Genomic DNA, 21,362 nt, shown 5'->3' with positions numbered 1-21,362 from the left:
CCGGGCGCCCGCTGAGGTCGGCGGGCGCCCGGCGCGTACGGCCGTCAGCCGGTCATCGTGTCCACCTGAGTACCGTCCGCCGCCGCCCCCACCCAGATCCGGATGTCCGAGATCCGGCCGGGCAAGTAGTGGCCCCAGGCGCTGCCCACATACGCCTTGCCGGCCGCGAATTCACCGGAGCCGACGACAGCGGTGTACGGGGTGTCCGTGTCGTTCTGTGTCGAGTCCAGGTAGAGGGCGACGGTGCCGGCCTGTGCGTCGTACACCCCGGTCAGCCGTACCCGGCTGCCGACCACCGCTGCCTCGTCGGAGTCCGCGGCGGTGAAGGTGCCGTCGGCGGCGAGGCGGCCGAACCGCCAGAAGCCGACGGGGACTTCGTAGGGGTTGTCGTCGTCGTCGAACCGGGTCTCGGTGCCGGTCTGCTCGTACCAGAGGCCCCAGGCCGAGCCGTCCGCGGTGCGCTGGCCCAGCACTTGGCCGATGTAGCCGGTGCCCTTGGTGTTCAGCACGGCCTGGTCGAGTTCGACCTCGGTGGTGACCGTGAAGGAACCTGTGTCGTCGACGACCGGGCCTGTGACCGTGGCCGCGTCGTTCGTGCCGTCCAGGACGATCGCCTCACCGTCCATCGAGGCGCCCCCGGACAGGGTGAGCGTGCGCTCCGTGTAGCCGGTCAGGGTGTCGGCGAGCGTGGTCGCGGTGACGCTCGCGCCGTCCGGGTTCCAGGCGCCCACGAGTTCGGTGGCCGTGGCCGTGTCGGTGGAGTCGAGCAGCCTGGCCTCCTTGGCCACGTCGCCCGGCTGCAGCGCCTCCTGGAAGACGGCGGCCTCGTCGATACGGCCCCGCCAGTACTGCACGTACGTGCCGGACACATAGCTCGCGCGGCCGAACTGCAGGGCCCCGTCCGGAGTCTGCTTCTCGCCGCCCGCGGGCACGGTCACCGGGGTGCCCTGGGGCCGGCCGTTGACGTACAGCTGGATGGTCTTCGCGTCGGCGTCGTACACGCCCGCCACGTGGGTCCACACGCGCAGCGGTACGCCCGCCACGTCCGCGCCGGCGGCGACGTACTGCCGAGTGCCGCTGCTGTCGGTCCAGTTGAAGCGGAAGATCCATTTCTTGACGCCGGAGGAGTAGTAGAGGGAGAAGCCCGAACTGTCGCTGCCCGTCTGGGACATGACGGTGCGGTAGTCGGTGTTCTCCGTCAGGTACGCCCAGGCGGAAACGGTGTACGAGGACTGCGTGTTGACGGCGGCGGCCGAGGTCGCGGCGTATCCCTCGTGCCGGGTCGGGTCCACCACGTCGTTCAGCCACAGCGAACGGTCCGAGGAGCCACGTCGTCCCAGCGACGACCAGCCGCTGCCGGTGGTGTAGAGGGTCGCCGGGTGGCGCGTCCCCGCAGTCGTCGCGGAGTCGGACGCGACGGTTTCACCCGAGCCGACCGCGCTGTCGTTGAACTGCCAGCGCCCGGTGGCCCCTTGGCTCTCCTGCACGTTGAACCGCACGCTCGCGATGGCGCCCCAGCGTCCGCTGCCCACGTTGTCCAGCGCCCGCACCTGGAGCACCTGGGTGCCGGCCAGTTCCGGTGGAATCTCCTTGGTCACGGCTGTCGTTCCGGGAATCGCGGCCGACCAGGTCTTGGACGAGGACAACTTGTAGCGGTACGCGACGACCGTGGCGGCGTCACCCGCCGCCGGGTTGAAGATGAACTTGCCCTTCACGCCGGGGCCGCCGGCCGGTTCGCAGGCGTTCGCCGTGCACAGCGAGTAAGGGCTGCCGAACGTGATCAGCGGTGCCTTGGGCGCGGTCGTGTCGACCTTGAAGTAGCACCAGCCCTTGGTCGTCACCGTGCTGGAGGACTGCAGATAGCTGTTGCCGCTGTTGTAGTAGGAGCGGGTGAACACCGCCATCCGGTACGTCCCGCCGTCCGTCAGCGTGATCGGCGAACTGACCGACACCTTCTGGTTGTCGTTGACGTACCCGGGGCTGACCGGCCGCACCGGCTCGGTCACCAGGTCCCACGCGGTGCCGTTCTTCTTCTGCACGTAGAAGTGCGCACGCAGGTTCGCGTCGTTCTCGCCGCCGGCGAGGGTCTGGACCACCCCGGTGAGCGTGGGCGTCGGGTCCGAGAGCACATCGGGATCGGCCGCGTCCGTCTCGCAGGAGGAGATCTCCCCGGACAGCACGCCCGGGCTGGTCGGCGGAGCCGGGACGCCCACGTAGGTGACGTCCAGCACCGCGTCGTCGTCGAACCGCTTCCAGCCGTTGGGGTCCGACTCGTTGTACGCCTTCAGCATCAGCGTCAGCCGGGAGAAGCCGCCTGCCGCGAACGCCTTCACCGTGTTGGTGAGGTTCTCGTAGCTCTGCGCCGGGTCGTCGTTGAACTCGATCGGAGCGTCCGGCTGGTCCGGGTCGCACGCCGTTCCACGGCCGGCCGAGACCGTACGGTCGCCCATGATGTCCCAGCTCGTGGTCGGGCCCGGCCACCTCGTCGCCGACGAGATGTTCGGCGTCCGGACGAGCTGCACCGTCGTCTTCTCGCACGACATCGACCAGCGCTCGGTCACCCGGAACGTGGCGTCAAGGACCCGCTTGCCGCGCAGCGCGGTCGGCGCGAACTCGAAGTACATCCGCTGCTTGTAGCCCGAGCCGCAGTAGTAGCCGACGCCGCCGGTGACGTACGTGCCGCAGTAGCCGACACCCTCGCCGTCCGAGCCGCCGGAGAAGTTGTAGAAGGTGTCGCCGTCCGAGGACAGCAGCGTCCGCTCGGACTCGCTCCAGGACACGTCGGGGTCGATGTACAGCGGGTAGACGGTGTCGTCACCGGTCAGCAGCCCGGCGTCGGGCACGACGGTGATCGAGTCGGTGTCCGCCGTGACCGGCAGGACGGCGGATGCGTCGCCGTCACCGGGGCCCTGCGTCGGGTCGGGCGCGGACTCGCCGTCGCCGTCCTGGACAGGCTCGTCGTCAGCGGCGGCCAGCGACATCGTGGACACTCCTGATGCCCCGGACGTGGCCGCGTCCCCCGCGGAGTCCCACTGCCGCGCGGCAGGCGTACGGAACACCGCGTTGCCGTTCTCGTCGACGGCGTCCAGGCCGCCGCCGGTCCCGCCGCGCAGGGTCAGCCCCTCGGTCTCGACGGGGAAGTCCAGCTTCGTCAGGTCCTCGTGGGCCGCCGCCTCGGGCGTCTTGACGACGAGCACCTCGCGGTAGCCCTCGGTGGTCGCGGTCAGCCGCAGGTCCACTCCGGGCAGCACCTCCGCGTACACCGCCGAGGCGCCCTCCAGGGTCGGCTCGGGCAGCTCGCCCGGCCAGCCGACCGTCAGCGACCTGCCGCTCTCCTCGACGGCCACCAGGTCGGCGCCGTCGCCCCCGCCGGAGAAGGACACGTCCGCCACCGCCGCCTTCGGGCCTACGGTGCCGTCCGACCGCCGCACGAGGGTCGCGTCCGGCTCGGCCCACGATCCGTCCTTCTGCTGCACACGGACGGGCACGGTGGACTGGCTGAGGGAAAAGGTGAGACCGTCCGGATTCGCGTATGTCGTCGTGTATTCGGTGCGTTCTCCCGCGATCTCCACACGTTCGCCGGTCTCGACCGCTTTCTCGGCGGCCTTTTCACCCTCGGAGAGGTTTTTCGGAGAACCAGCGGAATCGGCGGAGAGTGAATTCGCGTGCGCCGCCGGGGCGATCGACGTGACACCGGCCGGAATCCCGACCAGTACGGCCATGGACGTCACGAGGACCGCGACATCACGCAACTTCCCTCTTCGTACGCCGACATGACGGTGCATCACATCTGACAGCACAACAGCCCCCGTAGCCGCACAGCTTTCACATTGAGGCCACAGTTGTACTCAGATTGAACGCACACCGTCAAGGTTTCAATGGACAACTGATCGATCGCGCGCCGACGAAGAGATCGGAATTGAACAGTCCGTTAACCAATAGGGAATTAACAGAGTACGGGGCGATCCAAAGGCCGGTATTTCGAACCAACGGCTTCCTCTTGGACCGCCCCGCCTCATCACCCGGCGGACTACAACCGCTGAATGATCGTCCCGGTCGCCAGTCCCCCACCCGCACACATCGTCACCAGCGCGAACTCCTTGTCCCGCCGCTCCAGTTCATGCAGCGCGGTCGCGATCAGCCGCGCCCCCGTGGCCCCCACCGGATGCCCGAGCGCGATCGCGCCGCCGTTGACGTTGACTTTCTCGAGGTCCTGCTCGAAGACCTGCGCCCAGCTCAACACCACGGACGCGAAAGCCTCGTTGATCTCGACGATGTCGATGTCCTTCAGCGACATGCCGGCCTTCCCGAGCACCGCCCGCGTCGCGTCGATCGGCCCGTCGAGGTGGAAGTGGGGATCGGAACCGACCAGCGCCTGCGCCACGATCCGCGCCCGCGGGCGCAGCTTCAGCGCGCGTGCCATCCGTTTGGACGCCCACATGATCGCGGAGGCGCCGTCGGAGATCTGCGAGGAGTTGCCCGCGGTGTGGACGGCCGTGGGCATGACCGGCTTCAGCCGGGCCAGCGCCTCCATGGTCGTGTCACGGAGCCCCTCGTCCCGGTCGACGAGCCGCCACATGCCCTGCCCTGCCCGCTGCTCCTCCTCCGTGGTGGGCACCTGTACGGCGAAGGTCTCGCGCTTGAAGCGTTCCTCGGACCAGGCGATGGCGGCGCGCTCCTGCGAGATCAGTCCGAGCGAGTCGACGTTCTCGCGGGTCAGTCCGCGATGGCGGGCGATGCGTTCCGCCGCCTCGAACTGGTTGGGCAGGTCCACGTTCCACTCGTCGGGGAACGGCTTGCCAGGACCGTGCTTGGATCCGGACCCCAGCGGCACCCGCGACATCGCCTCGACGCCGCAGGAGATCCCGACGTCGATGACGCCCGCCGCGACCATGTTGGCGACCATGTGCGAGGCCTGCTGCGAGGAGCCGCACTGGCAGTCGACGGTCGTCGCGGCGGTCTCGTACGGCAGGCCCATGGTGAGCCAGGCGGTACGGGCGGGGTTCATGGACTGTTCGCCGGCGTGGGTCACCGTGCCGCCGACGATCTGCTCGACGCAGTCGGCCTGGATGCCTGTGCGGCCCAGGAGTTCACGGTAGGTCTCGCCCAGGAGGTAGGCGGGGTGCAGATTGGCGAGCGCGCCGCCCCGCTTGCCAATGGGGGTGCGTACGGCTTCGACGATGACGGGTTCCGCGACCATGGGGGCTCGTCCTCTCCTTGGGCCTGTCCACCCGCGCGGCGCGGGCGTCCCGGCCACCCGCCGCGCCGAACTAGTACGCGTTCTAGTTCTGTGTGCAGTCTGCTGAGCCAACCCCCCGCGCCGCAAGGGTCGTGCAGCCGTGGAAGTCGCCTTCCGTACAGATCCCACACATGATTCGGGTCGCCGCGCCTCTTGCTAGTTGTAGAACCCGTTACTACCTTCACGGCAGTTTCCCGTTCCTGATGAACCGTCAGAAGTCATCGCGAAGACCAGAAGACCAGAAGGCCGTCTGAACGGCGGGAGTTGCCGATGCCCTGTCCAGCGCTGCCCGACGGGTTCGATTTCACCGACCCCGATGTGGTGCACCACCGCATACCCCTCCCCGAGTTCGCCGAGTTGCGCGGGACGGAACCGGTCCACTGGATCCCCCAACAGCCAGGTGTCGCGGGCTTCCAGGACGACGGCTACTGGGCCGTGACGCGCCACGCGGACGTCAAGTACGTGTCCACACACCCCGAGTTGTTCTCCTCGTTCCTCAACACCGCCGTCATCCGCTTCCACGAGCACATGCCGCGCGAGACGATCGAGATGCAGCGGCTGATCATGCTCAACATGGACCCGCCCGAGCACACGCGGGTCCGGCAGATCGTGCAGCGCGGCTTCACCCCGCGCGCGATCCGCTCCCTGGAGGCGGCCCTGCGCGCCCGCGCCGGTTCGATCGTCGAGCACGCGATCGCCGGCGCGGGTCCCGACGGCGCCTTCGACTTCGTCACCCAGGTCGCCAGCGAACTGCCCCTGCAGGCGATCGCGGAGCTCATCGGAGTCCCGCAGGACGACCGCGCCAAGATCTTCGACTGGTCCAACAAGATGGTGGCGTACGACGATCCGGAGTACGCGATCACCGAGGAGGTCGGCGCCGAGTCGGCCACCGAACTCATCTCGTACGCCATGAACCTGGCCGCCGACCGCAAGCAGTGCCCGGCCAAGGACATCGTCAGCACGCTGGTGGCGGCCGAGGACGAAGGCAACCTGGCCTCGGACGAATTCGGCTTCTTCGTCCTCCTGTTGGCCGTCGCCGGCAACGAGACGACCCGCAACGCCATCACCCACGGCATGCACGCCTTCCTCACCCACCCCGACCAGTGGGACCTCTACAAACGCGAACGCCCGAGTACCGCCGCCGAGGAGATCGTCCGCTGGGCGACCCCGGTCATCTCCTTCCAGCGCACCGCGACCCAGGACACCGAACTGGGCGGGCAGCAGATCAAGAAGGGCGACCGCGTCGGCATCTTCTACTCCTCCGCCAACAACGACCCCGAGATCTTCGACCACCCGGAACTCTTCGACATCACCCGCGACCCCAACCCCCACCTCGGCTTCGGCGGCGGAGGCCCGCACTTCTGCCTCGGCAAGTCCCTCGCCACCCTCGAGATCGACCTGATCTTCAACGCCATCGCCGACGCCATGCCGAACCTCCGCCTGGTCGGCGCCCCCCGCCGCCTCCGCTCCGCGTGGCTCAACGGCGTCAAGGAACTCCAGGTCAGCCATACCTGACACGCCGTCAACCGAGCTCGGGCCGACGGCCTCCCGGCACCGTCGGCCCGTCTCACGGAAGGCGCGGGCGCCCCCGCTACCCCGTATCCCCCGTAGTCCCCCGTTACCCCCGTAGTCCCCGTGCCCCCTCAGCTCTCGCCGAGCGTCGGGTAGTCGGTGTAGCCCTTGTCGTCGCCGCCGAAGAACGAGGCGGGGTCCGGGGCGTTGTACGGACCCTCGCTCTTCAGCCTGACCGGCAGGTCCGGGTTGGCCAGGAACAGCGCGCCGAAGGCGAGGATGTCCGCGACGCCGTCCTCCACCAGGCCCAGCGCCTTGTGATCGGTCGGGCCCTCCGTCGCCGGGTTGAGGATGAACGTGCCGCTGAACAGCTCGCGCAGCTCCAGCGTGATGTCCCGGTAGCCCGGGGTCATCTCGACGATGTGCAGATAGCCGAGGCCCAGCGGCTCCAGTGCCTCGACCAGGGCCGGGTAGGTGGCCTTCGGGTCGGTCTCGGCGATGTCGTTGTAAGGGTTCCCAGGCGAGATGCGCAGCCCGGTCCGCTCAGGGCCGATCGCCGCGGAAACGGCCTTGGTCACCTCGACGGCGAAGCGGATGCGGTTCTCGACCGAGCCGCCCCACTCATCGGTACGCAGGTTGGTGTTGTCCGCGATGAACTGGTGGATGAGGTAGCCGTTGGCGCCGTGCAGTTCCACGCCGTCGAAGCCGGCCGCGACCGCGTTGCGCGCCGCATCTACGAACTCCTCGATGACGGCGGGGATTTCGCCGGCGTCCAGCTCGCGCGGCGCGATGAAGTCCTTCGGCCCCTCTTGGGTGTAGAGCTGTCCGTCGGGGGCGACGGAGGAGGGCGCGACGCTGACCCGCTCCTCGCCCGGCCAGAGCACCGGGTGGCCGATCCGCCCGGCGTGCATGATCTGCGCGAAGATCCGCGCACCCTTGGCGTGCACGGCGTCGGTGACCTTGCGCCAGGCGGCGACCTGCTCGTCCGTGTGCAGGCCGGGCGTGTTCGGGTAGCCCTGGCCCTGCACGGAGGGCTGGATGCCCTCGGTGACGATCAAGCCCGCCGAGGCGCGCTGGCTGTAGTACTCGACAGTGGACTCGGTGACCGTGAGGCCCTCACCGAAAGCGCGGCTGCGGGTCATCGGCGCCATGGCGATGCGGTTCGCGAGCCGCGTGCCGGACAGTTCAATGGGGTCGAACGCGGTGGTCATAGACGCTCCCAGAGAGTTACATGGTCGGCCAAACATTTACGCCGGGAGACACTGTAGCGCATTACTTGGCCGACCAATGTTATATTTGGGTGAGTACCATCGGTATCTCAACCGGGGGTCGTACGGGCCACTGGATCGCCGCCGCGCAGAGCGCGGCACCACGGCGGACGGACATCCCCCGTCGCCGTGGGGACCTGGGCAAGGAGGCCGCGTTGTCCGCCACTCCCGGGGCGCCACAAGACCCCGCCTGTACCGCCGAGTTGCTGCCCGCGGCGGCCCGCGGCGGTCCCGTCAGCCATGCCCTCTCCCGGGTCGCGCGACTCCATCGCATCGCGATGGGCAGGGTGCTCAAGGGCGCGGGCCTCTACCCCGGTCAGGAGCATCTGATGATGCGCCTGTGGGAAGCCGGTCCCCTTCGGCAGTCGGAGCTGATCAAGGCGGTCGATCTCGATCCCTCGACGGTCACGAAGATGCTCCAGCGCCTGGAACAGACCGGGCATGTACGCCGCTGCCCCGACTCTGCGGACCGGCGCGCGGTGATGGTCGAGGCCACCGACGACAGCTGCGCGCTGAACGCCGAGGTGACGGCGGCCTGGACGAATCTGGAGGAGTACACGCTCGCCGGGCTGGACACGGACGAGCGTGCCGAGCTGGCCAGGCTGCTGGCGAAGGTCGAGACGAATCTGTGCACGGAGACGGCGGGCTGTCCGGAGCTGGCCGTGACCATCACGGCCGACGCGGCGGCCGGTACTGGCACGGGCGCAGGCCCAGGTCGCGGCGCCGAAGCCCAGACCGAACCTCAGTCGGGCGCTCCCTCCTGAACCTGCGAGGCCGATTGGACGGGTGAGACCGGCCGGACCGGCGAGTCCGGATGTTGGGCGGTTGAATCCGGCTACTGGGCGGGTGAGGCCGGATGTTGGGCGGTTGAATCCGGCTACTGGGCGGGTGACTCCGACTGTTGGACGGGTGAGACCGGCCGGATCGCGAACGACGAGCGGTAGGCCCGCGGGCTCGTCCCGAGCCGCGCCGCGAAGTGCTGCCGCATGGTGACCTCGCTCCCGAACCCCGCCCGCCGGGCGACCTCCGGCATGGCAAGACCGGTCCGCTCCAGCAGCCTCTGCGCGGCCGCGATCCGCTGATCCAGCAACCAGCGCACCGGAGTTGACCCCGTCGCCGCCGCGAAGTGCCGTGCGAAGGAACGCGGCGACATCCCGGCGCGGGCGGCGAGCCGGGGCACGGTCAGCGGCTCGTGGAGATGCCCGAGCGCGTACTCGCGTACGGCGGCCAGCGCGTCGGCGTCCGGGTCCGCGGGTGCGGCCGGATGCTCGATGAACTGGGCCTGGCTGCCGGTCCGGAACGGCGCCGTGACCATCGAACGGGCGACCGCCGCGGCGGCCTCCGCGCCATGAACGGTACGGACGAGGTGCAGGCACAGGTCGATCCCGGCGGCCGTCCCCGCGGCCGTCCAGATGTTGCCGTCCTCGACGAACAAGGCGTCCGGCTCGACCCGCACCCCCGGATGCCGCTCCCGCAGCAGGTCGATCAGATTCCAGTGCGTCAGCGCGCGACGCCCGTCGAGCAGCCCCGCCTGCGCCAGCGTGAAGGCACCGCCGCACAGCGCCGCGATGGTGGTACCCCGGGCATGGGCACGCCGCAGCGCCTCCAGCACGGGTCCGGGCGCGGGCGTCACATGATCATCGAGCCCCGGGACCACGATCAGCTCGGCCCGCGGCAGCCAGGCCAGCGTCCGGTCCGGGGTGACCGCGAGTCCGCCGCGCATCGCCACGGGGGCGGGGTCGGCGGCGACCCGGCGCAGGTCGAAGGCGGGTACGCCACGGTCGGTACGGTCCACACCCCACACCTCGGTGATGATGCTGACGTCGAAGGCCCGGACGCCGGGAAAGGCGAGGAGCGCGATGCGATGGGCGCGTGTCGTCGACTGGGTCACCCTGGCAGTAAACCATCGAACGCTGGCTTCCTGCCCCCTGGGGTGAGCGGCCGGACGGCGGCACGATGGACCGCATGGAGATCACAGAGAACGCGGCGCTGATAGTGGTGGACGTACAGCAGGGCTTCGACGAGATGGCGTCCTCGATCCCGCGCAACAACCCCGGCGCCGACGAGAACATCGCCTCCCTCATCGCGGCCTGGCAGGACACGGGCCGCCCGGTCGTCTTCGTACGACATGACTCGACCAAGCCGGACTCGCCCCTGAGGCCGGGGTACCCGGGCAACGACTTCAAGGAGTACGTCGAGCAGCGGCGCGGCCTTGGCAAGGGCCCGGAGCTGTTCATCACCAAGACCGTCAACTCGGCCTTCTACGGCGCCCCGGACCTGGACGCCTGGCTCAAGGCCTCGGGCATCAACCAGATCGCCATCGCCGGTATCCAGACCAACATGTGCGCGGAGACCACGGCCCGCATGGGCGGCAACCTCGGCTACGACGTCCTGTTCGCCTTCGACGCCACGTACACCTTCGACCAGGCGGGCCCGTTCGGCTGGCACCTGACGGCCGACGAACTGAGCCGCGCGACCGCCGTGACGCTGCACGGAGGGGACTTCGCCCGGGTGGTGACGACGAAGGAGCTGCTGGCTGCGGCCCAGCCCGGATCCACGGCTTGATGCCTGGGGCCCGAGACGGAGGCGGCCCCCGCCCGGAATGAACCGGGCGGGGGCCGCCGTGTCGTCGGCTGTCCCGGGGCGGATCCGTCAGGCCCCGGGACTCACCATTCGAATCCCTCCATCTCCTCCTCGGTGGCCCGGTGGTAGCCGGTGATCACATCGCCGTCGAACTCGACGACATAGAAGCCCTCGTCCTCCAGCCCGCACGAGGGGCACCCCTCCGCATAGCCGGGGATCTCGAAGCGGCCCGTCCGGGGGGACCCGATGGCCGTTTCCGACCACGCGATCGAGTCGCCGATGTGGAACTTGTGGTGGTCGGTGTCTCCGAAGTGGAACTGGATCACCAACTCCGCTTCGGAACCGCACCGGGGACACGGAGCCGGGCGCGGTACGAAGAGGCGGTCGTACACGCTCACGTCTCAGTACCTCTCATTCGGGAAGTTGAACAGGTCGAGCTTCTTGTAGAACTTCACATCATTGGTGATCATCGGCAGCCCGTCCTCGAAAGCCGAGGCGAGGACAGCGGCGTCCTCGTCATGGAGTACGGGCTTGTAGCCGGCCTTCCAGAGTTCCTGCAGGTACTCCTGGAAAGCCTGCGCGACGTCATCGCTCGCCTCCGACCCGATACGTCCGCCGCGATCGGTGATCCACTGCATCACCACGCTCTCGGGGCGCTTCACCGTGGCCTCCTTGAACGCCTGGGGTGAGATCACCGGCTTCCGGCCCGCGAGCGCGGCGTCGACCCGGGCCCCGTGGCCTTCGGAGAAGATGGAGATCAGCGTGTTGGCGTCGAGCGCCACCTCCTGGCAGGCGTTGTTGTGCACCAGGACGGGCACCGCCCCGGCCACCACGAAGTAGGTGTGCAGATCGTTGACCGTCAGGTCGTACGTGACCATCGTGTCGGTGTAGTTGCGCACCGCGCGAACGACCGCCGTCTGCGAACCGGTGGTCTGCAGACGGTCACCCACGGACAGCTGGGAGGCGTCGACGAACGCTCCCCGGCTGACGTCGTAGTACGGGTGGTTCTGCGTGCTGGTGATGACCTGTGGGCCATCGGCCGTGGTGACGGTGAGATCGGTGAACTCGGTGTCGGTCTCGGTGACGAAGGTGTGTTCCACGGTGCGGGACACGGAATCGCCGCCGGCCGAAGCACTCCGGACCTCGTCCCCGACACGTACCTCCTCGATGGACTTGGTGCTGCCGTCCGCCATCAGCACCTGCGTACCGGCGGGGAAGCTGTGCAGCGCCACGCAGGTCGTGCCCGCCGCGAGAGCCCGGAGCCGCATCACCAGGGACGCGTTCCTGAGGTTGCGGAAGGTGATCGCGTTGATGGCACCGGTCCTGGCCAGGTTGGTCAGGACGTTCAGGGCGGCGTCCATGCCGACCATGTCACCGATGGCCATGGCCATCCGCAGCGCGGCCGCACCCTTCACCACGGCCTTGAGCATCACCGGCAGAGCGATGGAGGCGATGGCCCACTGGCAGTCGCTGCTACCCAGATCGAAGTGCTTGGCGCAGCCGATGAAGTCACTGACCAGGGCGTACCCGATGGCCTTCGCCAGGTTCAGATCGAATTCCCAGACGTTGACGTCCAGAATCCGGTGCTCGGTGAAGTCGATCTTCGCCTTGTCCAGATAGTCCTTCTCGTAGTGGCCGGACGCTATGCACTGCGCGGCCGTGGCCTCGGCATCCGCGCAGGTGACCAGGAAGAACATCGCCGTACCGGTGATGGTGACGTCGACCGGCATGGTGCAGTGCCCGATGTTCGAGTTGGCTCTGCACTGGTCGGTCGCCTGCGCGGTCTGCTTGAGATCGATCGGCTCGACGACCACTCCGGGGAGCTCGCTGTCCAGCTCGCCGCTCGTCGGCTGGCTCGCGGAGGGCGTCCGGTCCTCTTCGAGCTGGGTGGTGGCCTCCGCGATCTTCTCGGACTCGTCGGCGTCCGCCTGGGCGTTGGCCGCGGACTTCGCGGCCATCTCGGCGGACGTCTCCGCGTCGTCGGCGTCCTCGGCCGCGTTGTCGGCCGAGGTCTGTGCCCTGCTGGCCGCGTCCCGTGCCGACGAGGCGTCGAGCTCGCTCTCGTCCGCCGCGGACCGTGCGGCGGCGGCGTCGGTCCGGGCGTCGCTCGCCGACACGTTCGCCTCCCACGCACTGGTCTGTGCCTTGGAGTTGAGTACGTCGAGACGCTCCGCGCCGGCCTTCACCTCCTTCGCGTCTGCTGCGGCCTGGGTGGCCGACTTGAGGGCGTTGGCCGCTTCCCGTGCGGCCGTGGCTGCGGAAGCCGCCGCGTCCGCCGCCGCCTGGGCGGCGAGCTTGGCGTCGGCGTCGGCGCGGTCGGCCGCGTCCTGTGCGGCCTCGGCGAACGCTTCGGCCTCGGCGGCGCGGAGTTCGGCCACCTCGACCTCCTGCTCGGCGAGGGTCTTCGCCGCGTCGGAGACGACCACCGAGAGACCGGCCGTGGCGTCGGTGGCCGCGAACGCGATCCCGAGCTCGATGGCCTGGTCCGCGGGGGCGGTCACCGCGTTCGCGGTGTCACGGGCGATCTCCGCCTGCTGAGCAGCGGCGTGCGCCTGACCGGTGGCGGTGGCGCTGTCGGAAGCCGCCCCGTCCGCCTCGTCGCGGGCGCCTTCGGCCGCGACCCTGGCGTTGTCCGCTTCCTTGGCGGCGTCCTTCGACAGGGCCTGGGCCGCGTCGGAGTTGTCCGCGGCGACCCCTGCCTGCTCGATCGCCTCGGCCGCCAGGGCGTGTCCCTCGGCCGCGTTGGCCGAGGTCTGCGCGGCGGCCTTGTCGGCGACCTTGGCCGCCTCCGTGGCCTTCGCCGCGGCGGCAGTGCTCACCGTGGCCGCCGACCGTGCCGCGGCGGCTGCCGCGGTGGCGTCGTTGGCGTCGGTGTTGGCCTGATCCGCTGCCAGAGCAGCGGCATTGGCCTCCAGCCGTGCCTGCTTGGCCGCAGCGGCGGCGTCGTCGGCCGCACTGGTTCCTACGGCGGCTGCGGCAGCCGCGTCGGCGGCAGCGGCGTTGGCCCGCGCCTGGTCCATCGCCTTCCGGGCGGCGGTCGCCCGGGTCTTGGCTGCGGCGGCGTCCTGCTCCGCCTGCGCCGCGGTCGCCTCGTCGCCCGCGGCCCGATCGGCCTCGGACGCCGCGGCGGACTCGTGCTCGGCCGCTGTCGCGGCCTGCACCTGGGCGTCGGCCTCGGCGGCGTCGGCCTTGTCGCGTTCCGACTCCGCGGTCGCCCGTGCTGTCGCGGCCTTCTGGCCTTGGGCAGCGGCGGTGGCCGCGGCGCTCTCGGCGCGTGCGGCAGCCGCCTTCGAGCTGGTCTCCAGCGGACCGATCTTCGCCTTGTCCGCGGCGACGATGGCTGCGGCGTTGGCAGCCGCGACGGCCTTGCCGTGCGCGGCGACCGCGTCCGCTTCCGCCTTCTCCGCGCTGTCCTGTGCCGTCTCCCGCAGGAAGGCGGCCCGTGCGGCGTGCGCCTGGGCGCTGGCGTTGGCCAGCAGGGCGGCACTGTCCGCGACGGTGGCGTTGGTCGCGGCGACGGCGGTCTTCATGGCGAGCGAGGTCGCCTCGGTGGCTGCCGCCGCCGACTTGGTGACCTGCGCCGACTGGTTGGCGTAGGCGAGGGCTCGTCCCTCGGGAACCCCGCCGGACTCCGCCGTTTGCGCGGCCTCGTCCTCAGCTGCGACGACCGCGGCGGCCGCCGCCTTGGCGTCCTTGGCGTTCTGCGTGGCCGTGGCCGACAGTGCGTCGACCCGGTTCTTCAGAGTCGCCAGGTCCGCGGTGACGGAGACCGGCTTGCCGTCGGACGAGAAGTTCCCGCCCATCGTCGTCGGCCAGTCCTTGATGAAGGTGTTCCAGGCGCTGTTCGGGTCGGCCTCGGCCTCCATCAGGTTGTTGGCGACCCAGGCGTTGCCCAGTGCGTCGTGCATGGCGACGGCGCTGGACTGCAGGGCCTTCAGCGCCTTGATCTCGGCGTTGGCGATCTTGTTGCGGTCCCCGGCCTGAGCGGCGTACTCGGCCTCCCACTGCGCCGAGGCGACTTCCTCCACCTCGACCATCACCTGGAACGGGTCCCAGGGGTTGGTCGGATCACCGTTCGCCCAGCGGGTCTTGAGGCGTTCGACCTCCACCTCGAACTCGGCGGTCCCCTTCTCGGGGGCGACGGTCGGGTAGCCCTTGTACTGGATGAGGCGACGGACGTCGTCGGCCGATCCTCGCAGCTGCTGGTTGTCCAGCATCAGCTGCCACCAGCCGTACCAGCCCCCGGCGTCGATCTTCTCCTGGAGGATCTCCGTGGCCTTGGCCTGGGCGGCCGGGCTGGCCTGCGGAACCTGGGCGAGACGGCCCCAGCCGACGGCCGAGCCGATCCGCTGGTAGACGGTGCCCGGGTTGAGGAACGAGGTGACCGCGGTGTCGTACTGGGGCTCCGAGTTGGCGAAGTCCGAGGTGAAGTACTTCCAGACGGTCTCCTGGCGCTCGTCGGTCCGCGTTGTCATGCCCTCGGACTGGTCGCGCGCCTCCTGCACGTCGGCGTCCCAGGCATCCCACACGTCCTGGTCAAACAGGGCTGTGGTGGAGCTGATCTGGCCGGACCCGGCGAGCCGAGTGGCCGCCAGTGTCTTGGAGGCGACACCGCCCACGTGCAGCAGATAGGCGAGGTTCTCCCGGCCGATACGGATGTTGGCCTGGTCGTCCATGATCTTCGCGCGGGCGTCCAGGTCGTGCTTGGCCTGGGCGGCCGCCTGCGCGGCGGCGACCTGTGCGGCGAGCGCCGCCTCGTCGCTGCGCAGTTGTTCCTCGGCGTCGGCGGCGGCGTTCTCGGCCTTCGTCGCGTCCTCGGCGGCGGATTCCGCGGCCTTCTCCGCCGCGGTGGCGTCCTTGGCCGCCTTGTCGGCCACCTCCTGTGCGTTCGTGGCGTCCGCGCCGGCCGTGGCCGCTGTCGCGGCGGCGGCTGCCGCGTCCTTCTCGCCCTGGCTCGCCGCGGAGTCGGCCGCCTGCGCGTCGGCCGTGGCGGCCTGTGCGGAGGCGGATGCCGCCTTGGCCGTGGCCTGTGCCTCGGCGTCGAGTTCGGCGGTCTTCGCCGCCGCGTCCTCGGTGGCCTTGGCGTCGTTCTCGGCGGAGGTCGACGACTTCTGCGCCGCTTCCGACGAGGCTGCCGCCTCGGCCGCGGAGGCGGCGGCGTCGGCCGCTGCCTGGGCGGCACGCTTTCCGTCGCCGGTCGCCCGGTCCGCCGCGTCCTGCGCCTGCTGGGCGACGGTCGCTGCCTGGGCCGCGTTCGCGTCGGCGGCCGCGGTCTGCTGTTCGGCGAGGGTCTGGGCGCTCTGCGACACCAGCGTCGCCAGACCCGCGGAGGAGTCCGTCGCCGCGTACGGGGCGCTGAGCTCGATCGCGGAGGTGGCCGGGGCGGCCACCTGCGCGGCAGCGGCCCGGGTGACGTCGGCGGCCTGGCCTGCCGCGTACGCCTTTCCGGCGGCTTCGGCGGACGCGCTGAGCGCCGCGTCGACCTGCTGACCCGCCTCTACGGCCTTGGAGTTGGCCGCCAGTGCCGCCTGCGCCGCGTCGGTGGCGTCACCGGCGGCGTCGACGGACTTCTGGGCGGCGGTGGCCGCCTTGTCGATCGCGGTCGCGGCAGCCGACTCGGCCGACATCGCCGCGTGGAACGTGATCAGCGCGTTGGCGTCGGCGTCGGCGGCCCACGTGGTGGAGCGCGCCGCCGCGGCAGCGGCGTCGGTCGCCGCCTTGCGGGCCGCGATCGATGCCTCGCTGGTGGACTGGGCGTCGGCCGCCGCCGTGTCGGCCACGGTCCTGGCCTGTTCGGCCGCCTCGGCGGCACGTTCCGCTGCGGCCTTGGCCGCCGCCGCGGACGAGGTTCCCTCGGCGGCCACCGCGGCTGCGGCGAGCGCCTGGGCGTTGGCGGACGCGACGTCCTTCTTCCGCTGTGCGGAGGCGGCGTTGTCACGGGCGACGGCCGCCTTCGCCGCAGCCTGCTCGGCCGCGGAGGCCAGCTTGCGTGCGTCGGAGCCGGCGGTGTTGGAGTCCGTCCGCTTGGTGGCGGCCTCCTTGCCCTGTTCCAGCGCCTTCTTCAGCGCCACCCCGGCCTTGTCGCGCTCGGTCTGGGCCGTCGCCTTGGCGGTGGCGGCGTTCTGCCGCTCCGTCTCGGCATTGGCGGCCGCGGTCTTCGCGCGGGTGTTCGCCGCGGTGGCGTCGGCCTGGGCCTGGACGGCCGTCGCCTTCGCCTCGGCGACCTGGGCGGCTGCGGCAGCGGCCTCGTCGGCTCGCTTCTTGGCGTCGGCGGCGAGGTCGGCCGCGTCCTTGGCGGACTGCTCGGCGGACTCGCGCAGGAACTCCGCACGAGCGGCGGCGGACTGCGCCTGGGCGTTGGCCAGCAGCGTGGCGCTGTCGGCCGCCGAGGCGTCGGTCGCGGCGACGGCGGTGTCCAGCGCGTTCGCGGTGGCGAGCGCGGCGGCCGCCGATGCCTTGGTCACCTGGGCGGACTGCTGGGCGTAGTACAGACCACGTCCGAGCGGAGTGCCGTCACGATGGGCGATCGTCTTGGCCGCTTCCACAGCGGCGTCGGCCTTCGCCGCTGCGGTGGCGGCGTCGTTCGCGGCCTTCCGCGCGACCTGCGCCTGTCCGGTGACCAGTTCCTTGATGGTGGCGAGGTCGGCCACAGCCTGGGCGGTGGTCTTCGCTCCCGTGCCGGTCTTGCGCAGGGACGGGTTGGCCTGCCAGGTGAGGAGCTGGTTCGCGGCCCAGCCGTAGCCGAGCGCCTGGTGCATGGCGCGGGCGCCGGTCTCCAGCGAGGTCAGTGCCCCCTGCTCCGCGTCGACGATGTCGTTGCGGGGCTCGGCCTGCGCGGCCTGTTCGGCCTGCCATTCACTGGAGGCGACCTCTTCCACCTCGACCAGGACGTGGTTCCAGTCGGTCGGGTTGGAGGTGTCCCCGCTGGACCAGCGGGCCTTCAGCGCCTCGACCTCGACCTCGAACTCCGGGGAACCCTTGGGCGGGGCGACGGTCGGCAGACCGTGGTACTGGATGAAGCGGCGCACGTCGTCGGCGGACCCGCTGTTGGTCAGCGAGCCGAGCAACGTGTACATGCCGAGCGGGTCCTCGCCGTCGTTCTCGGCGATGATCTCCTGCACGATCTCGGTGACCCGGTCCTGGGCCTCCTGGCTCGCCTTCACCACCTCCGGCGTCGCCCACAGGTTGGTCCAGTCGCGCTGGAACATCCCCGCCGAGGACATGAAGTCGGTGACGTCGGTGTCGTACTGCGGGAGCTCGTAGTCCGAGGAGGTCGCGTACGGCTTGATGAACTCCTCGAGCCCGGTGTCGGTGGCCGCCCGGGCGGAGTCGTAGGCGCTCGCGGTTCGGTCGTCCACGGTGAACGCGTCGTCGACCTGCGGCTCGGAGAACTCGCTGATGTGCGTGTCGCCGTTGGCGAGCTGGGTCACCGACACGCTCTTGGCGTACGCGAGGGGCCAGCCCAACTGGCCCACTTCGATGGACCACTTGCCGTTGGTCCCGCCCAGATGGGCGGAGTACGTCCCGGCCGCGGCGTCCAGGGCGACCAGGCGGACCCGGCCGTCCGCGAGACCCGTCGCGGCGATGGCGTCGGCCTTGTACGAACCGGTCGAGGCGGCCTTGGCCGCGGCCCAGGTGCCGTCCGTGCCACGGACCGTGTCCCACACCTTGTCGCCGTCTCCGGAGACGAAGACGTGCAGCTCGCCGGCCGGGGTGGCCGCGAGGGCGAGCACGTCGGCACGCGGGGTGGTCACGGCCGAACTCGTCCAACTGCCGTCCGTGTGACGGACGGTGTCCTGGACGGTGCCGTCCGCCTTGAGTACGCCCAGATGCAGTTCACCGTCGGGCGTGCCGACCGCCGAGACGGCGCGGGCGGTGCCGGTCTGGTCGGCGACGACCGGTGCGGCCCAACTGCCGTCCGGGTGGCCGACGTAGTCACGTACGGTGTTGCTCTCGTCGATGACGACGGCGTGCACATTGCCGTCGGTCGTGGCCGCGGCGGCGACGGCGCGGGCCTTGCCGGAACCGTCCACGACGACCGAGCCGGAGAGGGCCGAGGTCCAGCTGTCGGCGGAGGCGCCGCGGACCTGGTCCCAGACGGTCCCGTCGTCCGCGAGCGTGAGTTCGTGCAGGTCGCCGTTGGGCAGAGTGGCGAGCTGCAGGTCCCTGGCGTGGCCGAAGGCCCCGTCCACCACGTACGGCGTGCTCCAGGTGCCGGAGACCGCGCGGGTGGTGCTCCACAGCCGCCCGTCGTCGGCGGTGGCCTGGACGTGCAGTTCGCCGGTGGGCTGGGCGCCGAGGGAGAACGCGGTGGCGTGCGGCGCGGTCACCGTCGCCGTGGCCCAACTGCCGTTGTCCTGAAGGGTGCGGTCGATGACCGTACCGGTGTCGGTGAGCGTGGCGACGTGCAGCCGCTCGGTCGGTACGGAGACCGCCGACAGGGCGCGGGCCTTGCCGGTGGAGTCGACGACCGTGGCGGCGGCCCAGGTGCCGCTCGAACCGCGCACGCGGTCACGGACGGTGTGGTCGGTGCCGAGCATCTCCAGGTGGACCTGGTCGCTCGCGGTGGTGGCCAGGGCCACGGCGGAGGAGGGGGCGGTGCCCTCGTCGATCACGGCCGTACCGGTCCAGGAGCCGTCGCTGTGCCGGACGTTGCCCCATGTCTTGCCGTCACCGGTGAGCATCGCGAGGGTCAGCTCGTTGGTCGACGTACCGGTCGCCGCGAGGCCCTTGACCTTGCCCGGCAGGGAGTCGAAGAGAACCTTCTTCACGCCCCCGTTGAGCATGAAGTAGCCGGGGTAGTCGTCGGGTTTGTAGGTGCGGTCGGTCACTCTGCCGTCGGCGGAGAGCAGTTCGAAGTGCAGCTCGCCGTTGGGGAGGGCGGTTTCCGCGATCGCGGTGGTGTTCGTCCCGCCGTCGATCAGGATCGGACCGGTCCAGGTGCCGTCCGGGTAGCGCACGTTGTCGTAGACGCTGCCGTCGCGGGTGAGCATGCCGACGTGGAGCTGGCCGTTGGCCATGGTGGCCTGGGCGCTCTGCGCGACCGGCCCGATGCCTTCACCCAGGCCCGAGTTGTCGGTCTCCTCGCCGTCGTTGTCGAGGACGATGTCCTTGGAGCGGGACCCGAGGTAGACGTTCCAGCCGGCCCAGGGGCCTTCGTCGCTTCCCGCGAGCCACTCGCCGGCGTTGGCCTTCATGGCCGGGCCGCCACTGTGCATGATGCGGGCGAACATGGCCTGTTCGGCGCGCGCGTCGGCGGCGTCGGACATCGCTTGTTCGCGGGTCTCCAGATCGGACTCGGCGGACGCCGCGGCCGACGCCGCGGTCGCGGCGTCGGCCCTTCCTATGGTGGTGCCTACGGTCGACGCGGCGATCGCCAGGACGATCGCGGTCGCGGCTGTGCGCGAGCCGGCCGATCTTCGGCCGGTACGTATGAAGGTCAAAACCCCGCCCTCGATTGAATTTACAAGATCCAAAGCGAGGGCACGCTACTGGAGCAAGATTTCCGCAGCAACGACAAATACCGCGCTGGACAATAAACTTGAGGTCAAGTCAAAATTGGCGCTCTATGGGTGATTCGGGCGCTCCGCGACGAAGTGCGACCCGTCCCACCGCGCGAACATGTCGCGACAAAGCAGACCCTTCCCGCCGCGCGAACGCGCCGAATCTCCCGCCCGTCCGACCTTCGGGACAAGCCGGACCGCGGCCCTCCACGACGGACACCGCCCCCTCACGATCGCCATCCTGGCTCCACGCATCGGGATGTTGACGTCACGTCATGATCGTGGTCAACTCCCCACCGCCAATCCATCGCAGGGGGTTAACTTCATGTCAGGGAACACGGGCCGCAGACTGGCCGCGGTCGCGCTGACCGCTTTCGCACTCGTCGCGGCGGTGGGCTGCTCCTCGTCGGAGTCGGACCCGGAGGCCGCATCCACGGCGAGCAAGGGCCCGCGGGACTACTCGACCACCCCGGGCAAGGGCGGACCGTGCCGGGCGACCATGACCCACATCGACGACGTGGGCCAGAAGATCACCACCGACGCCGAGGACCGGACCAAGGCGCAGACCGATCTGAAGGACGCGGCGGACCAGTTCGCCGATGACGCCGAGAAGATCAAGAACCCCGAGGCCAAGAAGGCGGCGGAGCAGCTGAGCACCGTCTACCGCGGCCTCGCCGACAGCGCCAAGCACAACCGCAGCCCCGACATGAAGACCCTGCCGGACCAGGTCCAGAGCGCCATCTCGGCGCTGAGCACCTGCGCGGCGGCCGAGTAGGTTCCGGCACACGGGGCGCCTGACCGGGTACGCTCCCGCCCCGCCGCAAGGTCCGTCTCAGCGCACCTGCCGTCCGGCAAGCACGCCGCCAACAGCATGTGAGCGGGTTGGCAAGGCAGTCCGTATGGAGATCACAGAGAACGCGGCGCTGATAGTGGTGGACGTGCAGCAGGGCTTCGACGAGATGGCGTCCTCGATCCCGCGCAACAACCCCGCCGCCGACGAACTGAGCGGCGCGACCGCCGTGACGCTGCACGGAGGCGACTTCGCGAGGGTCGTGACGACGGAAGAACTGGTGACTGCCACGGCCACGACCACCTTCGCGGGCGGCTGAGCCTCGACCGGGCGCTGCCGGTTCGGTTGCGCCCGGTTCGATTGCGCCCGGTTCGATCGTGTTTCCAACCCTCCGAGAGGCCACTCACGGAGGGGCTTCCATCACCGAATTGCACTTGAGCATTCAATCGACAACCTACCTAACTCCA

11 protein-coding genes are annotated in these 21,362 nt (G+C 70.2%); 5 read left to right on the top strand and 6 right to left on the bottom strand.

Going from position 1 to position 21,362, the window contains the following annotated elements:
- Positions 1-44 precede the first annotated feature (44 nt).
- Positions 45-3,752 carry a LamG domain-containing protein gene (locus OG246_RS18820; protein WP_323178303.1) on the bottom strand — a complete coding sequence of 1,236 codons (3,708 nt, stop codon included), beginning with the start codon at positions 3,750-3,752 and terminating at the stop codon, positions 45-47.
- Between the two features lie 278 nt (positions 3,753-4,030).
- Positions 4,031-5,200 (bottom strand): steroid 3-ketoacyl-CoA thiolase, encoded by a 1,170-nt coding sequence (locus OG246_RS18815; RefSeq protein ID WP_266463495.1) that lies wholly within the window; start codon positions 5,198-5,200, stop codon positions 4,031-4,033.
- Between the two features lie 309 nt (positions 5,201-5,509).
- Here OG246_RS18815 and OG246_RS18810 point away from each other — a divergent pair, with 309 nt between their 5' ends.
- Positions 5,510-6,754, top strand: a complete 1,245-nt coding sequence (locus OG246_RS18810; RefSeq protein ID WP_266463493.1) for a cytochrome P450 — start codon at positions 5,510-5,512, stop codon at positions 6,752-6,754.
- Positions 6,755-6,882: 128 nt separating this feature from the next.
- Here OG246_RS18810 and OG246_RS18805 read toward each other — a convergent pair whose 3' ends face one another.
- Positions 6,883-7,962, bottom strand: a complete 1,080-nt coding sequence (locus tag OG246_RS18805) for an alkene reductase (RefSeq protein ID WP_266463491.1) — start codon at positions 7,960-7,962, stop codon at positions 6,883-6,885.
- 212 nt (positions 7,963-8,174) lie between these two features.
- Here OG246_RS18805 and OG246_RS18800 point away from each other — a divergent pair, with 212 nt between their 5' ends.
- Positions 8,175-8,783: a MarR family winged helix-turn-helix transcriptional regulator gene (locus OG246_RS18800; RefSeq protein ID WP_266464355.1), complete on the top strand. Its 609-nt coding sequence runs from the start codon at positions 8,175-8,177 to the stop codon at positions 8,781-8,783.
- A gap of 113 nt (positions 8,784-8,896) precedes the next feature.
- On the opposite strand, the gene OG246_RS18795 is transcribed toward OG246_RS18800, so the two are convergent.
- Complete coding sequence (locus OG246_RS18795; RefSeq protein WP_266463489.1) at positions 8,897-9,910, bottom strand: GlxA family transcriptional regulator; 1,014 nt, start codon at positions 9,908-9,910, stop codon at positions 8,897-8,899.
- A 74-nt stretch (positions 9,911-9,984) separates the two neighbouring features.
- On the opposite strand from OG246_RS18795, the gene OG246_RS18790 reads away from it, so the two are divergent.
- Positions 9,985-10,584 carry a cysteine hydrolase family protein gene (locus tag OG246_RS18790; RefSeq protein WP_266463488.1) on the top strand — a complete coding sequence of 200 codons (600 nt, stop codon included), beginning with the start codon at positions 9,985-9,987 and terminating at the stop codon, positions 10,582-10,584.
- Between the two features lie 101 nt (positions 10,585-10,685).
- Here OG246_RS18790 and OG246_RS18785 read toward each other — a convergent pair whose 3' ends face one another.
- Both OG246_RS18785 and OG246_RS18780 read right to left on the bottom strand, forming a co-directional pair.
- The gene (locus OG246_RS18785; RefSeq protein ID WP_266463486.1) at positions 10,686-11,000 is read right to left on the bottom strand and encodes a hypothetical protein; all 315 of its coding nucleotides are present in this window, start codon (positions 10,998-11,000) and stop codon (positions 10,686-10,688) included.
- 3 nt (positions 11,001-11,003) lie between these two features.
- On the bottom strand, positions 11,004-20,045 hold the full coding sequence (locus tag OG246_RS18780; protein WP_266463484.1) for a polymorphic toxin-type HINT domain-containing protein: 9,042 nt from the start codon (positions 20,043-20,045) through the stop codon (positions 11,004-11,006).
- A 385-nt stretch (positions 20,046-20,430) separates the two neighbouring features.
- Here OG246_RS18780 and OG246_RS18775 point away from each other — a divergent pair, with 385 nt between their 5' ends.
- Together OG246_RS18775 and OG246_RS18770 are read left to right on the top strand one after the other, a co-directional pair.
- On the top strand, positions 20,431-20,880 hold the full coding sequence (locus OG246_RS18775; RefSeq protein WP_266463481.1) for a hypothetical protein: 450 nt from the start codon (positions 20,431-20,433) through the stop codon (positions 20,878-20,880).
- A gap of 124 nt (positions 20,881-21,004) precedes the next feature.
- Entirely contained in the window at positions 21,005-21,214 is a 210-nt protein-coding gene (locus OG246_RS18770; protein ID WP_266463478.1) for a hypothetical protein, read from the top strand.
- Positions 21,215-21,362 lie beyond the last annotated feature (148 nt).

Origin of the sequence: Streptomyces sp. NBC_00620 (assembly GCF_026341825.1) — a bacterium.
GTDB lineage: Bacteria > Actinomycetota > Actinomycetes > Streptomycetales > Streptomycetaceae > Streptomyces.
Note: the sequence above shows the minus strand (reverse complement) of the source record. Positions and strands in the feature narration are given on the sequence as shown.

Coding starts and splice junctions, on each gene's coding strand:
- OG246_RS18815 (WP_266463495.1), bottom strand. CDS start 5,200: ATGGTCGCGGAACCCGTCATCGTCGAAGCCGTACGCACCCCCATTGGC.
- OG246_RS18810 (WP_266463493.1), top strand. CDS start 5,510: ATGCCCTGTCCAGCGCTGCCCGACGGGTTCGATTTCACCGACCCCGAT.
- OG246_RS18805 (WP_266463491.1), bottom strand. CDS start 7,962: ATGACCACCGCGTTCGACCCCATTGAACTGTCCGGCACGCGGCTCGCG.
- OG246_RS18790 (WP_266463488.1), top strand. CDS start 9,985: ATGGAGATCACAGAGAACGCGGCGCTGATAGTGGTGGACGTACAGCAG.
- OG246_RS18775 (WP_266463481.1), top strand. CDS start 20,431: ATGTCAGGGAACACGGGCCGCAGACTGGCCGCGGTCGCGCTGACCGCT.
- OG246_RS18770 (WP_266463478.1), top strand. CDS start 21,005: ATGGAGATCACAGAGAACGCGGCGCTGATAGTGGTGGACGTGCAGCAG.